The sequence below is a fragment of the Nocardioides sp. Root682 genome (assembly GCF_001427795.1).
Taxonomy (GTDB): Bacteria; Actinomycetota; Actinomycetes; order Propionibacteriales; family Nocardioidaceae; genus Nocardioides.
The window spans coordinates 174,834-188,845 of record NZ_LMHJ01000003.1; the positions used below are offsets into that span (position 1 = coordinate 174,834).

Below are 14,012 nucleotides of genomic sequence, written 5' to 3' on the forward strand. Positions count from 1 at the left end.
TGAGACCAGCACCGATGAGTGCAGGCGTCCGTCCTGTTGGCGCGTCACAGCGACAACCCGGGTTGACTCGACGGCCGGTGCGCCGGCGCGAGGGAAGGGGGTTCGCCGGTGTCGTAGGCGATGGTCGCCTCGATCTGGTGTGCCCGGTCGACGCATGCGGCGACCTGATGGATCATCTCCGCAGCGCGGTGCAACTCCCACGATTCCTGGTAGGACGCGGCGCGGTCGGCGTACGCGGTGTGGTGCACCAACCTGGGATTCTGGGCGGGGTTCAATCCGCCGCTCTGGGCGGAGTTGTCGTGGACGGCGCCGAGTTGATGCAGGGTCTGGGACATCGAAGCCAGTGCGCTGCTGATCGAGCCGAGCACGGCATAGATCTCCGTCAGATCGCCGAGAGATCGCGTCGCATGTGCGAGGCCGCGTGCGGCTTCACGCAGCTCGTCGGCATCGGTGGCCGGGGCGTTGAACGTAGGCATCGGAGCGTCTCCTCATCGATGGGTTCTCACCCATGAGGTGCGCGTGCTGCTCCGTCGTGTCGACCGCACCGCAGGTGTCGGGGCGGCCTAATGTCGGGGGCATGGCAGATCTGACTGAGCCGTGCCCGAACTGCGCCACGATGATGCGCTGGGAGACCTCGCACGAACGGTGCGACGGGTGCGGATACATCCGCCCGTGCTGCGAAGGCGCACCCTGCAACTGAACCGATGCAGACGTTGGCCACCGGGATCCGCATCCCTTGCCAGGCTGCCTACCGGGACGACCGGGCGACCGCCATTGGGCGTCGCGACTTGGCACCGGATGTGATCGGGACCCGGACCACGGCTCGTACTTGTTCTAGAGGGCCCGGCACAGCGGCAGGGTGGCCACGGCAAACGCCTGGGCCTGTTGTCCCCACAACCGTCGTGTCTCGCACGAGGCCTGAATGGCGGCCTGTTCGATCGCGGCAACTGATCGTTCGAGTTCATCTGGATCGGTAGCGCTGACGGTGACGAAGCCGGTGCAGCGCAGCACGCCGTGCCCGGCGGTGAGGTCGGCCTCCTGTTGGAGTACGTCGTGGTACTCCGCGGCCTGTTGGGCGTCTTCGATCTGGCCGATCTTCTGGCGTTGGGCGGCATCGGAGATGTACTCGGACTTCTTCTTGCGAATGTCGCGGGCGGCCCTGTCGGTGCGCAGGGGTGTGTACAGGAGCGTGAACGTTCGACGGATCCCCGAGGTCAGCAACAACGGGGCCAGGAAGCCGGGGAAGACGAGCGAGCGTGGCCATTCGCTGATCCACAGCACGCAATGATGCGCTGAGTCGCTGCGCAGCGATCCCCACGACTCGTTGACGGCGACGGGGCCGGCGGTGGCCAGACCGCGGCCGATCTCGCCGTGTCGTTCGAGGGCTCCGGCAACGGCGGGGTCGTAGGCCGAGCGCAGGATCATGGCGAGATCGCCCGGGGTCAGCCAGTCGGTGGGGGAGAGGTCGGCGGACCGGATGGCGGCGATCATCGTTGCCATCTCCTGTCGCAGGACGGCGCCGGCCCCGCGGTTGCCGCCGCCGGCTGCCTTGATCGCACGGGCCGCGGCCTTGAGGTCGAGGGCGATCGAGATGGTGCTCGCATGGCGTTCGCCGGCGGGGCCGGCCCGGTCGACTAGTTCCCCGTACGTCACCGACGCCCAGCCTTCGGTCCGGGTACCCGAGCCGGTGCCGTGCTTCTCCCACCAGTCAGCCAGACCCTTGCCCGAGTCGGGCAGGGTGCGTTCCATCACCTGGACCGACGCGAGGCGACCCGAGCGACAGGCAGTTGCCAGGACCCGGCCCCACGACACGACCCGTCGTTCCTGCTCGGCTGGATCGAGAAGCACGAAAGCGGGGTGGACGACACCGACGATCGCGGTCAGGGTCGCGGCATGGGGGTCGTGCACCATCACCGCGTCGGTCTCGGGGTCGACCCACTGACGCAGCCGAGCGGCATCCCCGGGCAGCGCAAGCGTCCCCGCGGGGCGCGGTCTCACGATCCTGCGTCGATAGGACAGCTGCCCGCCGGTCGAACGCCAGAACCAGCGCCCGGCGATCGGCGCCCACTCGATCAACTTGCGCCCACCCACACCGAGGAACGCCAGAGCGAGGAGGACGCCGATGAGCGGAAACGTCATCACCACGGTCCCGACGTACAAACCGAGCACCAACACACCGGCCGCCAGCCCGGTCACGACAAGTTGTGGTCCGGACAGGCCCAGCAGGACACCGCGACGCGAGAGCCGGGAGAACTTGATCGGCGTCAACCCGGCTTCGGTGCCGGAGGAGGTACGCACGCCCGGCTACTTCCGACCCGCAGGCTCCGCGAGCCCCGAACCAGTCACCGGCGGTGGGACCGGCTTGGGGGCGGGCGACTCGTGTCCTGCGGAGGACCCGTGGGCTTGCACTGCGACGAATCCGCCGAGCCGCGGCCCGGCGGCAGCAGCCTCCTTGGCCACGACCGCGCCCGCCGCGACCGCGCCCCCAGCCGCCGCTGCACCACCGGTGGCGGGTGCGCCACTTGGGCCGCCGCCGAGACGGGTTGCGGCATTGCCCGGTGTACCGCCCCCGCCCCCGCCTCCGCCTCCGGCGGTACTCCCTGTCGTGGTGCCGTCGCCGAGGATCTTGGTGGGTGCGGCGCCGGTGTGTCGCAATGAGGGGACAGGCAGGGGGCGGTTGAGGGCACCTTTGGCTTCCTGCTCGGCGGACATCGCATGGTGCATGTCGAAGCCCATGAAGGCGATGGCCTTGTAGGTCAGGTAGGGGGCGAATCCGGCCATCAGCATGAGGACCACCCCGGCCATGGGTTGGCTCACTGACTCCAAATCGGTATCGATGGGTGCGGAGACCTGGGCGGTGGCGAGCAGGAAGATCACCACGAGAACGACCTTCGAGAGGATCATCGCGATCACGAAGCTCACCCAACGACTCACCCAGCTGCGGGTGTGGTCCCAGCTCGAGCCCGCGAACGCGATGGGTGCGAAGACGATCGCGATCAGGAGCAGCGCCTTGCGAATCAGCAGGCTGATCCACACGACCATCGCGCCGATGATGGCGAGGCTCGCCAGGAAGATGGTCAGGATCGACCCGGCGCCGGGGGAGGCGAGGTTGATGGCGCCGAGGCCCGTGGCCAGGACGGCGACCTTCTCGCCCATCTCGTCCATGTTCGTGCCCGCGGCGTTGACGATGCCGATGCAGAGCTGGTCGGTCACCTCCAGCGCGGTGCCCACCAGAGCGAGGGCAACGAAGGATCCGAGAATGGACTTCGCGAGCCCGAGCGCCGCCCTGGACAGGGCGGCCGGCTCGCGGCGGATCATGCCGCCGATGACCTGGAGCAAAAAGAAGCCGAGCATTACGAAGACCGCGATGCCGAACATGATGTTGTAGACCTGCGTGTACTCGCCGCTGGTGATGTCGACGTACGTCGTGGAGTCGATGACCTGCCACACGGAGGTGAACATCCACTCGGCTGCGCCGCCCATGCCTTGTGCCAGCCAATCGAACGGAGCAGTGACGACCGCGCCCCCGGCTTCGCCCGCGGCGTTGCAGACCTGGTGAATGACCGGGACATCGCACACACCCATGACGTCTCCCTCCCTTTCAGACCTGCTGGCCGACGTTCCAGAAGAAGTTCACGAGCGTCACCGAGGCTCCGCAGATGATCGCCGCGCCGAGAGCGACCAGAACCCCGAGCTTTCCGCGTCCGGCGAGGTGCGGGTTAGAGGAGTTCGCGCCGAGTGCCCACACGATCGCAGCGACGATCAGGGCCAGGACCGCGAGGATCAACCCGACCGTCATCGAGGCGCCGACGATGCCCTTGAGCTGCCGGATACCGGGCAACCCATGGGAGTTCGGGCTGATGTTGATGTCGAGGGGGAGCAGGACGAGTGCCGCGGGAAGATGCATGGGAGCGCTCCTGAGGGCTGCTGAACGGGAAGGGTGGACGTGTTAGAGGTGCGCGCCGAGGTCCAATAGCCAGTTCGCCCACGTCAACGCTGCACCCGACAGCGTGGCGCCGCCGATGGCGACGAAGCAGCCGGTCTTCGCCTTCTGGGCGGTGTGCCAACTCCCGGCGCCCGATGCAAGGGCCCAGGTCGCAGCGGAGATGACCAGCATCGCTACGGCGGTGATCAAGGTGTAGGTCAACAGAGCGCCGACGATCTCGCGCAGCACTCCAGCGCCCTCGACAGCGTCAAAGTTCGGTGCGCTCCGGGTGCGGACGTCGAGGAGACGATTCATGCCCGATAGGTGCGCGATCAAGCCCCGACCTCGGGGAAACTAGACCGATAGGCGGCGCACGGTCGTGACCTCCCCGGCGAACTCCGAGGTACGCCCGTAGCGGACCCGGTCGCCGGTCCGGGGTGCGTGCAGAATCTTGTCGCCGCCGACGTAGATGGCGACATGGTGCGGGCCTCCGGATCCGGGGTAGCTGAAGAAGATCAGATCGCCCGGTTGCTTGTCCGCCCACGCGACCCGCTGGCCCAGGCGGATCTGGTCGCCGGTGAAGTGGGGAAGCCGGACCCTTCCGTCGGAGGCTTGGTAGGCGGCGTAGAGCACGAGGCCGGAGCAATCGAACCCACCGCCAGTGGCGCCGTTCAGGTTGCCGCCGCCCCACACGTACGGCTTCCCGATCTGAGTGGCCGCGGCCTTGATGAAGTCACCCGCGAACCCCGGCGGCAGCGTGGCGGGGAGTTCGCCGCCGCTGTGCGCGCACGCCAACGTACTGCTCAGACTGACACCGCTGAGCGCTGCGAGGATCTTCTCGGCGACGGGCCGGTTGACGGCGTACCGATCCGGATAGGCGGAGACCTGCACGGCCTGTGCTGCCGCGCCGTGTTCCATCGACTGCCATTCGTCAATGTCGAGGAGACCGCGCGGTGAGCCCTGGTTGGGTCCGGTGGGGCCGCCGTAGAAGGCGCGGGCCGACCAGACCGGATCCATCAGATTCTCCACGCTGCCCCACCCCGCTGCGGGTCGTTGCTGGAAGATCCCGACCGAGTCGTGGTCGCCGCCGTTGCCGTCGTTGGCCAACCCACCTGATGCTGGGTAGGCGCTGGTGTTGGACAGCACCCGGATCGAGGACTCGGTGAGCGCGGTCATCAGCGCGATCAATTGCCCGCGGACAGGAACGTTCGCGTTCTTGCCCACGGCGATGATCGTCGCGGCACGCGCCAACTGCTGCGCACCGAGCGTGACCTGTGCTCCGTGGGCGTTGACCGCACTCAGTGCGCCCGGAACCTGCCCGCTCACACCGACGCTTCCGGCCGCACGCTCGCCCCACAGGCAACTGCCTGAGCCGGCGGCGGGCGGGCTGATCAGGGTCCCGACGCCGAGAAGCGCGGCCCCGGGGGCGAACAGGACGGCTGCCACAGTGCCGGCTGCGATCACCTTCATCCCCACGGCAGTTCACCGCAGCGGGTTGTCGAGCTGGGACAGCCGCAGCACGTGGCAACGCTCGAACGCCGGCTGACAGGCGAGGAAGATCGTGAACGACACCGGGTACGACGACGCGGCCACCTCGCCGTTCCACATGCCACTTCGATGCCGGGTTCCGGAGATCGTCACCGCGGTCGTGCCGGGAAGGAGGCGTCCGTGCGCCTGATCTTCCGCAGCGTCCCAGGACTCGGGCACGAAGGCCTCGACGATGTCGATCCGCTGCGCGACCCCCATGGCGCTGAGGTCGAGCCACTGCTCAACTGTCGGCAGATAGGCGGCTACGTCGGCGAGCAGGCCGGGCGTCTCCTCGCCGGATGGGTCGGCGTCGGCCAGGACCGCGGAGGTGTAATCGGTCGGAAGGAAGCCCGTGCTGGTGTCCCAGGTGAAGAGGGACTCGGCAACCGCCCGGGCGTAGGCGATGGGGTCGGTCGTACGGAGCAGAGCACGGTGCTGCAGCGTGGCGGCCGGATCGTTAGCTCGTGCCGTCACCTCGGCCTCGGCCGGACGACGTGTCGGCGTAGGAGCGGTGGTGTCGGCCGGTCCGCGCACCAACCCATAGACGCCGATGGAGAAGGTCGCGAGGGCGAGGACGCAACCCGCGAGAACCATGACCTGGCGGACGGTGAGGTGAGGCATCGAATGAACTCCAACCTGCGACGACATGACGACGGGGACGTGGAGTAGGTACGCCCGCCCCGCCTGACGCCACCTTGATTGAGCCGCCGCTGTGAGCCGTCGCGCTGCCGTCTGTCGCCTACGGGGCCGGGGTCGACCGGTTCCGGCGTGCTGCGATGAGCTGGTCCCGAAACGCGATGGTGGCGGTGACGACCTGGTCGAAGCGCTGCCAGTCGGTGGGGGTGAGTTCGGCGGCGAGTTGGTCGACGTCGTACATCTCGGTCCAGCCGTCGAGCTCGGTCCAGGTCAGGTTGAACGATCGGACACTGCGGTAGTGGCTGCTCGCGCCGTGGTTGCGGCTGAGCTTGTGCCGGCCCTTCGCCGCTTCCTCACGCTTCGCCCGTTCCAGGGCTTCGCGGGCCAGGCGGGCCAGGTCGGTCTCGACCTCCGGCTGAGGTTCCTGGGTCTTGTCGTAGGCGGCCTTGACCTCTCGGTACAGCGGCTTGACCGGTTCGCCCTCCTCGATCCGGCGCAGAGCGTCGTTCGCCATCGCCCGAATCTCTGGAGGCGTCGCCTTCCGCGCCGCCCAATCCATCAAGGCGCACACCCGCTCGTGGGTGTTGTATGAACCCTTTCCCGTGATCGCCATCGCTGCCTGGCGCCGGGCCCGACCGGTCTCTCCCGGTTGTGCACCCGGTGCACAACCGGAGTCTCCCGTGTATTCAGCGTCGTTGACACCGAACTGGTTGGCTTGCTTCCGTCGGGCAGCCTCTTCGGCGCGCAGGGCTTTGAGCTCGCGGTAGAGCGAGGCCTTCTCGAGTTCGTTGAGTGGCTTGTGGAGCTCGTTGTCGTCCTGCTGGGCGAGCAGGGCGTGAAGCTTGTCGGAGATGCCGGAGCGGACCCAGACCTTCATGGACCGGTAACCGAGCCGCCGTACTGCCTCGAGCCGGCGCCACCCACACACGAGGACGCCCTCGGGGGTGATGGTGACCGGTTGCAGGAGTCCGAGCTGTTCGATCGACTCCATCAGGGCCTGGAGGTCGCCGGGGTCCTTGCGGTGGCGGGTGCCGACGAGGATCGAGTCGATCGCCCGGTCGAGTTCGATGTGGCCACGGGTCTCAGGCATCGATGAGCCCCTTGCGTCGCGGTGCGGTCTCGCTGATGTCGAACACCAGCAGGTCATCGTCAAGCAGTTCGCTGACGCGATGGCCGATCAGCAACCGCAACAAGACACCGTGACCATCGGAGGTACAGGCCCGGTCTGGGTTCGGGCTACCGAGGATGATCCGCAGCACCGTTGACCAGGCCGACTGGTCGATGTCGAGCAGCGCCTGTGCGGTGAAGTCACGGCGCAGCGCCGCATGGGTCGTAGCTCTCGAGCCGCACTCGGCAAGGCGGGCGGCGATGTAGTCCAGGGCACAGGTCGCAGTGTCGCGGGGCCAACCGAGTGCGGTGAACAGATCGATCGCTGATTCGACGGCCTCGAAGGCGCCCGTGGGGGCGGGCTCCTCGGCGTTGAAGGGATCGTCGGCGAGCTCGGGCAGGAAACTCGGCAGGTCGGCATCGGTGTCGCAGAAGCGGCGGACGTCGTGATGGCGGGAGAACTCAGGACGCCGCGCGTGGTCGACCGAACACATCAACCCCTCCGCGCGTTCCTCGGCGCTCAAGCTGACCTTCACTGCTTGGGTGACCACCGCCCAGGGATCGACCGCTCGCCGGACCGCATAGGTCCGCATCGCCTCGAACGCCGCCGCTGCACCGGCGCTCGGGTCGCAGTGGTGCTTGATCGCGAGGGCTTCGTACTTGCCGGTGGTGAAGACCATCAGCTCGCGGGCCTCCGGATCGGTCTCCCAGGCATTGGGACCTGACACCCGTAGCCGCATCAGGAGCCGGCGCAGACCCTTGGCAGTCGTGAATGAGTGGCTCACGGCCGGAGTCCTTCCGGGATCGATGTCCGAGCCGGACCCAGACACAGCCCCGGAGCCGGGGCCGGGTTCGGAGTCCCGGGCGGTGTCGGTGCGGAGGGGCGGGGCAGGTGTCGTCGGACGCCGCGGGCGGCCGCCACGGGCGTACGACGGGCGCGGCGCACCAACTCGGACTGGAGGTCGATACCGCGCCCCACCGTCGGGGCGGAGTACGCCGCGAGCTCGGTAGGTCGTACCCACGCGACCCCCGTCGACAGGATGGGCGAGCTCGTCTGTGCCACCGGGAGGGACGGGTCACGGTGGCGTGCGAGGTGGTTTGGAGCCTCTTCGGAGGCCGGGGGACCTGTGAGCGCTTCGCGGGACTGGTTGTGGTGGCGGTACTCGCCATGGGTGTTCACAGCTGGATTCCCTCACTTGCTCGGGTAGGGCCCAGGCGACTCCCGGGTCCGAGGTGGGTAGCGATCCGGAAGGCCGAGTTGATCGTCGTGGTGATCTCGCGATCGGGCAGGCCGGCGTACTGAGCAGCCGGCCCCAGGTAGTTCATGACCGCGGCGTGGTCGTGGTGGTCTTCGACCATCCGGCACGAGGCCCAGAACAGGGTTCGGTTGCGCCCGCCCTCCGGGGCCAACGCGACCGTTCGCGCCAAGGCGGCTGGATTGCATCCCTTTGCGGGGAGCGTGTGCGGCCCGACCGTCGGTGCCGGGCGGGGCGGCTCCAGGAACCGCCGCAGCTCGACCGCGTTGACCGGGCAGGTCGGCTGGGTCGTCACGGCGATGACCTCGTAGGACCTCAGGACGCCGTCGGTGTCGACCCGGGACGGGGGAGCGATGACGTAGCCGCCGTCGCCGCGGAAATCGACGTGCGCTGCGGGGACCTGCCAGGACCGCTGCTCGGGACCAGACGTGGTCGGGTAGTACGCGTGCAGGCCGCCCGAGGGCGTGCGTACCAGCCAACCCCATCCCTCAGCGTGGCCGGCGGATCGAGCACGTTCGAACGCGGCGAACCCGCTGCCGCCGGCATGGACGTCGACATCGACAACATGAACTCCGGTGCTGGTGCCGGTGGGGAGTCCGATGTTCGCGTCCGGAGTCCGTTGCCACCAGGCGTGGACGACGCGGGCCACCGACGTTGCGTCGTGGAACCCGTTCGGAGTCAGTGGCTGCTTGCCGCCAGGCACGCAGGGAAAGACCGGGATGCCCAGGTTCGCGTAGCGGATCGCGGCCGCAGCCAAGGTGGGCTCTGCACCGACGCGCTGCATCGTCGAGACAGTCCAGTGGGGGATGGGGTTCGCGGGGTCGTACATGCCGACGACTCTGCGCTCCGGGTGTTACCGGATTTTGGTAACAAGCAGGGGGAACGTTGGGGGGAACGTTGGGGGGAACGTTGCGTTTGCGCAGGTCAAGAGGCGTTCCCTAAGAAGATGTCGAAAGGTGTTGACGCAACTCGATTTGCGCCACGGGTGCCTGTTCATCGAGCGATGCGGCCCGTTTGGTGCGCCAGTCCGTTGGCGTCTTCGTAGTCCCATAGCGCCCACTCGTAACCGGCGATGAAGGCGTTCTCGGCGTTCCAGTGCTGCGCGAGCCAGCGTTGGCAGGCCACGACCGATCCGGTCTGCAGCGCCATCGACCGTCCGGCGTCGTACCCGGCCATGTACTGCTGTTCTGTGCCCGTCATCGCCACACCCCGAGTCGAACACACGTTCGAGCCTCGGTCAAGATGGACCTGTGTCCGCCAATCCGCCGAAGAACGATGCCTGGCCGCAGCCCCGGCGATGGCGACACTGCTGGGTGCGGTTCGGTCAGGGCAATTGCCCGGCGGCGCCCGCGCCGGGCCTGATCCTGGATTGGCGCCGCGAAGGCCGCCGGTGGCTGGCGTGGGTCATCTGGATCGACAACACCGGCCGCCGCGACACTGTTCGACAGGCCTGGCTTCCGGTGTCAGCCATCCGGCCGGCGAAGAGCGACATCAACGTCTGGAACGACGGACCGTGGCGTTAGGCGGTACACCGGTTTGGGTGTGGTGTGCTGGAGCGCGACGTTCAGCCCGTACGGCGAGTGGGATCGATCCGGGTTCCCCAGTTCTTGTCACCGACGATCTGAGCGCTGCGTTTCGGGATCTCGATCGGTGGCAGTTCATCGTCACGGCGGTTGAAGACCTTCGTGTCGAGATCCGCGCTGGCCCGTTCCTCATTGCCGGTCGCTGTCTCGGCCTGGATCATGTCGAGTTGGGCGACCTCGTCGTACGGCGCTGCCACGTAGGCCGTCTGCGCGGCCCAGAGCGCGAGCTCAACATCCGCGTTGGCGAGCGCGTGGGTGGTGACGATGTGCCCGACGTCAACGATGGCGCTGGTCATGATGTGGTCCCACCGTTCGCCATCGAGCAGCCAGGCCCAGTGGTCCTTGCGGAGGTCGGTGAACGGTTCGCCAGTGACCAGACGCAGGGCCGTGACCAGGTCCTCGATCCCGTCGGCTCCGCGGCTCTGTCCACGGGTACGCAGCCGACGAAACAGGTCGAGGTCGCACAGGACGCCGTGGACCTTGTACAGCGCGGGGGTGTCGGCGGTGGCCGGTGTTTCGGCTTTGGGGAGGTACAGCTTGCCGGTGTTCGGGTTGGTTCCGAGCCAGCGGCGCAGATGGCTGATGTCGACTCGAACGCGGTCGGGTTTGATCGCGAAGGCTGCGGCGATGTCGGTGCCGGGGGCGCCGGTGGGGTGCAGAACGAGGTAGGCGAGGAGTTCGACGTAGAACGGACGCCGGTGTGCGGTGGCCTTCGCGTCGCCGGTGGTCCGGGCACCCACGGGTCCGAGCAGCGTCAGTTTCGCCGACGTCACAGTGGGTGAGTCCCAGCGGGCGAGGTCCTCGTCCAGGTCCGGGTCGGCTGCCTCGACCCTCGCCCGTGCATCGGGTGTCGCGCAGGGCGCCAGGACCTGGACGTCCTCGGGCGTCGTGGCAGCCGCGTCGACATAGACCTGGGGAGCGAGCGGGAGCAGTGAGGTGTCACCCGCGGCGCCGGTCGGACGTTCTTCGGTCAGGGGTGATGCCAGGGCTCCTGCGAGGTCGGAGACCGCGTCGGGGTCCTCGGACGGGGGGACGGGCACAGCGCGTTCTTCGATGGTCAGGTCCAGGAGCAGGGCGCAGGCCCTGGCTTCGTCCTCGCTGAGGCCGGCGGCGGTGATGTCGATGCCGAGGCTGGCGACTTGGAGGCGCCCCTCGGTCGTCAGGTGAAAGTGGGTGCTGCCCGGGCGGGGTTCGCCGGCGAGCTCGACGAGGGCCGCTGAGGAACGGCCCGGCACTCGTTCGATCGCCGTTCGGAGTGCTGTCATGTCGGGCTCGGGGCGGTTCGCGGTTGCGATGATCGCGGCGTTGAAGTCGTCGGGCTCGTACGGGACTTCGAGTGCACCGAGGTCGTGGGCGAGTCCGGCGATGAAGTCGGTGTCTCCGGCGGGGTGGGTGCGGACGCGGCCGAGGTTGAACGCTGCGAGGTCGGGACCGAGTCCGAGGAGATCGACAGTGGCGACGATCGACCACGGGTTCACGGCGAGTTCCGCGGCCAGGTGTCGCGCGAACGCGGACTTCTGGGCCTCGTCGCCGGTGACGGTCACGGTGCGGAGTTCCTCGAGGTTGAGAAACACGAACGCCCCGGTGTCGGCGCGTCCGATGCTGACCAGCAGCGGGTACGGCGGGAACACGTCGTCGGTCCGTGCCGGCACGTCCGCCAGAGCGATCCGCCAACAGGTGTCGGATCCGGTCCACGGCGCCGGCAGTTCGGTGGCCTGGGCGAGGGCGAGTTCGATGTGCTCCTCGCTGAGCTCGACGCTCAGGAGGCGGGGCATCGGGGCGAGGGAGCGCAGCGCCATGTCGAGGTCTTCGATCCGTGGTGCGATCACCGATGCCGCACGGCGGGCGCTCTTCTCGCCAGGCGCCAATTCGGGCGGCGGGGGAGCCATGATCGTGCCCGGTCGTCGGTAGCGGAGTTGGGTGCGCCGTTGAGCGCGCAGAACCAACCAGAACGCCGCTCCGAGGACGGCCCCGGCGCCGGTGAGGCCGGGGAGCAACCAGACGGGGGTTGTTTCGTCGTCGGGGGTGGTGTCCTGCGGCTGCGACGTCTCGGCCCGTTCGCCAGCCGAACGGCCGGCCGAATCGCCAGCCGACTCTCCACTCGAATCGGCAGCAGGATCCTCGGGCCGCCCTGGCCTTCCTTCGTCGGCGGGTGCGGGCGGCGGATCTTCGGCGAGCGGTGCCGGTTCGGGCGACCTTTCGGATGGTGCTGCGTGCTTCGGAGGCGCCGGAGTCTCATGGTCCCCGGAGGCGGGGATGGTCAGTTTCCAGCCGGGCCGGATCATGTCGGGGTCGGTGAGGTGGGCGCCGTTGGCCTGAGCAGTGTCGCGGGAGGCGTGGAAGATCGACGGGTAGGCGTCGGCGTGGCCGAGTTGGTCTTTGGCGATCTCGGAGAGGGTGTCGCCGGGCTGGACGACGTACGCACCCTGTGCCGCGTCGTCTGCTGAACCGTCGGGTACGGGGACATGGAGCACGGTCCCGGGACGCAGGAAGTCAGGGCGTCCGTCGAGGACGCCACGATTGAGGTCGACGAGTTCGACGTACCGGGTTCCGTCGCCCAGGCGTTGTTCGGCGATCTTCCACAGGCTGTCACCGCGTTTCACAGTGTACCGCTCGGTGGTGCGTTCGACCGTCGTACCGGTCTCCTTCGGCGTGGTCGCCTCCGCCACGTCCGCAGCGGCTGCGGTGTGCCCTGCCGTGGCAGCAACCTGGTCCAGATCGACCGTGAGTCTCGGTTCGGGCAGAGGGGCGGCTGTCGCGCTCGCTTGGGCACGGGGTTGTGGGAGGAACGCGGCTACGGCGGGGACTGCGACGAACAGGAGTGCCGCGGTGGCGACGAGCTGGTTCGCGGCGAGTTGGGGCACGGCGAGGCCGGGCAGTCGTGGTGCGCGCATCCCGCGGAGTTGGAACACGATCGAGGCGAGCAGTTGGCAGGTGAACACGGCCCACGCGGCCCAGCAGACGGCTGTGATGACCTCAAGCGCGAGTGTGCCGTCGTCGGGGGCGGTCAGCCGGGGCCAGGAGAACGCGCCGGGGTCTGGTGTCGCGTCGATGGCCAGCAGCAGGGCAGGGACGCCGACCACGAAGGCCAGGACCGCGGCTGCGGCTGCCAGCCCGCGTAGCCGGGTAGGGAGTGTGCTCATTGCTGGTTACCTCCGATGGTGCGGATCAGGCGCGCGGATGCGGTGCCGGTGACGTCGAGGCGGTTGATGCCGAGGAGGCTCAGGAACCGTGGTTCGTAGGTGTCGTGGACGGTCACGGTGATGGTGTTGCCGTTGGTGATCGCGACGGTTCCGCTGACTCCGGCGGCCTCGAGGTACCGCTGCGCTGCGGTGCGTGCGGCCGCAGTGTTGATCGCGGGGTCGTTGCCTTGGATGGCGGCGCCGCCGTCGACCTCTTCGCCGCCGGCGCGGGCGGCTTGGGCGGCGAGGTCGTGCGCGCGTTCGTGGGCGTGGACTTGGCCGCCGAGATCGACGGCGAGGCCGACGAGGAAGATCATCACGAAACTCGCCAGCGCCAACCACACGGTCACCGAACCGCGCTCGCCGCGAGGGCGGATCATCGTTCCCTCCACGTGTCGAGGGGGCTGGACATGGTCGCCCGCAGGACCCGAGATCCTGAGATCGTCGGGATGACCAGATCTGACAGGTCAAGAACGCAGGACACGGTGACCTCGACCGTCCCGGCCACGCCGGGTTGCTTGGTGAAGTCGCTGGTGTCGACGGTGACCTCGACGCCCGAACACCCGATGTCCTGGTTGGTGACACTCGCAACCGCCGACTCCCGCGCAGCTGTCTGCGCCGTTTGCGCGTCGCGGGCCAGCGACGCCGTGCGGGCTGCGTCGGCGGCCGCCGTCTGGAGTGCTTGGTGAGTGCTGGCTGTGCGTCCACCGAGGATGACCAGGGCGACGAACAGGGCGAAGGCGGGGACGCCGATCGCTGCCTCGATCGCTGCGGATCCTCGCTGGTCGATTGCCAT

15 protein-coding genes are annotated in these 14,012 nt (G+C 68.4%); 1 reads left to right on the forward strand and 14 read right to left on the reverse strand.

Annotated elements, in window-relative coordinates; translation table 11 throughout:
- Nucleotides 1-44: 44 nt before the first annotated feature.
- From ASD84_RS16160 to ASD84_RS16210, 11 genes are all read right to left on the reverse strand, one after another.
- A complete protein-coding gene (locus tag ASD84_RS16160) occupies nt 45-476 on the reverse strand; it encodes a hypothetical protein (RefSeq protein ID WP_056712703.1) in 432 nt (143 codons plus the stop codon).
- Nucleotides 477-834: 358 nt separating this feature from the next.
- On the reverse strand, nt 835-2,298 hold the full coding sequence (locus tag ASD84_RS16165; protein WP_056712705.1) for an SCO6880 family protein: 1,464 nt from the start codon (nt 2,296-2,298) through the stop codon (nt 835-837).
- 6 nt (nt 2,299-2,304) lie between these two features.
- Nucleotides 2,305-3,585, reverse strand: coding sequence for a type IV secretion system protein (locus ASD84_RS16170; RefSeq protein ID WP_156392016.1), 1,281 nt, complete (start codon nt 3,583-3,585; stop codon nt 2,305-2,307).
- Nucleotides 3,586-3,601: 16 nt separating this feature from the next.
- Nucleotides 3,602-3,907, reverse strand: coding sequence for a DUF6112 family protein (locus ASD84_RS16175; RefSeq protein ID WP_056712706.1), 306 nt, complete (start codon nt 3,905-3,907; stop codon nt 3,602-3,604).
- Nucleotides 3,908-3,949: 42 nt separating this feature from the next.
- On the reverse strand, nt 3,950-4,240 hold the full coding sequence (locus tag ASD84_RS16180; protein WP_056712708.1) for a DUF6112 family protein: 291 nt from the start codon (nt 4,238-4,240) through the stop codon (nt 3,950-3,952).
- A gap of 39 nt (nt 4,241-4,279) precedes the next feature.
- Complete coding sequence (locus ASD84_RS16185; protein ID WP_056712711.1) at nt 4,280-5,395, reverse strand: C40 family peptidase; 1,116 nt, start codon at nt 5,393-5,395, stop codon at nt 4,280-4,282.
- A 12-nt stretch (nt 5,396-5,407) separates the two neighbouring features.
- Nucleotides 5,408-6,073 carry a hypothetical protein gene (locus ASD84_RS16190; protein ID WP_056712712.1) on the reverse strand — a complete coding sequence of 222 codons (666 nt, stop codon included), beginning with the start codon at nt 6,071-6,073 and terminating at the stop codon, nt 5,408-5,410.
- Nucleotides 6,074-6,191: 118 nt separating this feature from the next.
- Nucleotides 6,192-7,178 (reverse strand): ParB N-terminal domain-containing protein, encoded by a 987-nt coding sequence (locus tag ASD84_RS16195; protein WP_056712715.1) that lies wholly within the window; start codon nt 7,176-7,178, stop codon nt 6,192-6,194.
- Nucleotides 7,171-7,980, reverse strand: coding sequence for a serine/arginine repetitive matrix protein 2 (locus tag ASD84_RS16200; protein ID WP_200954614.1), 810 nt, complete (start codon nt 7,978-7,980; stop codon nt 7,171-7,173). Before ASD84_RS16200 ends, ASD84_RS16195 begins: the two co-directional genes overlap by 8 nt.
- Before the next feature lie 391 nt (nt 7,981-8,371).
- Entirely contained in the window at nt 8,372-9,280 is a 909-nt protein-coding gene (locus ASD84_RS16205) for a bifunctional DNA primase/polymerase (RefSeq protein ID WP_056712718.1), read from the reverse strand.
- Nucleotides 9,281-9,444: 164 nt separating this feature from the next.
- Complete coding sequence (locus tag ASD84_RS16210) at nt 9,445-9,651, reverse strand: hypothetical protein (RefSeq protein WP_156392018.1); 207 nt, start codon at nt 9,649-9,651, stop codon at nt 9,445-9,447.
- A 50-nt stretch (nt 9,652-9,701) separates the two neighbouring features.
- Here ASD84_RS16210 and ASD84_RS16215 point away from each other — a divergent pair, with 50 nt between their 5' ends.
- Nucleotides 9,702-9,974 (forward strand): hypothetical protein, encoded by a 273-nt coding sequence (locus tag ASD84_RS16215; RefSeq protein ID WP_056712722.1) that lies wholly within the window; start codon nt 9,702-9,704, stop codon nt 9,972-9,974.
- Between the two features lie 41 nt (nt 9,975-10,015).
- Here ASD84_RS16215 and ASD84_RS16220 read toward each other — a convergent pair whose 3' ends face one another.
- Genes ASD84_RS16220 through ASD84_RS16230 form a run of 3 tightly spaced genes read right to left on the reverse strand, consistent with a single transcriptional unit; the run spans nt 10,016 to nt 14,012 of the window.
- A complete protein-coding gene (locus ASD84_RS16220; protein WP_056712724.1) occupies nt 10,016-13,177 on the reverse strand; it encodes a LysM peptidoglycan-binding domain-containing protein in 3,162 nt (1,053 codons plus the stop codon).
- Entirely contained in the window at nt 13,174-13,596 is a 423-nt protein-coding gene (locus tag ASD84_RS16225; RefSeq protein ID WP_056712726.1) for a TadE family protein, read from the reverse strand. Before ASD84_RS16225 ends, ASD84_RS16220 begins: the two co-directional genes overlap by 4 nt.
- Nucleotides 13,593-14,012: a TadE/TadG family type IV pilus assembly protein gene (locus ASD84_RS16230; protein ID WP_056712729.1), complete on the reverse strand. Its 420-nt coding sequence runs from the start codon at nt 14,010-14,012 to the stop codon at nt 13,593-13,595. Before ASD84_RS16230 ends, ASD84_RS16225 begins: the two co-directional genes overlap by 4 nt.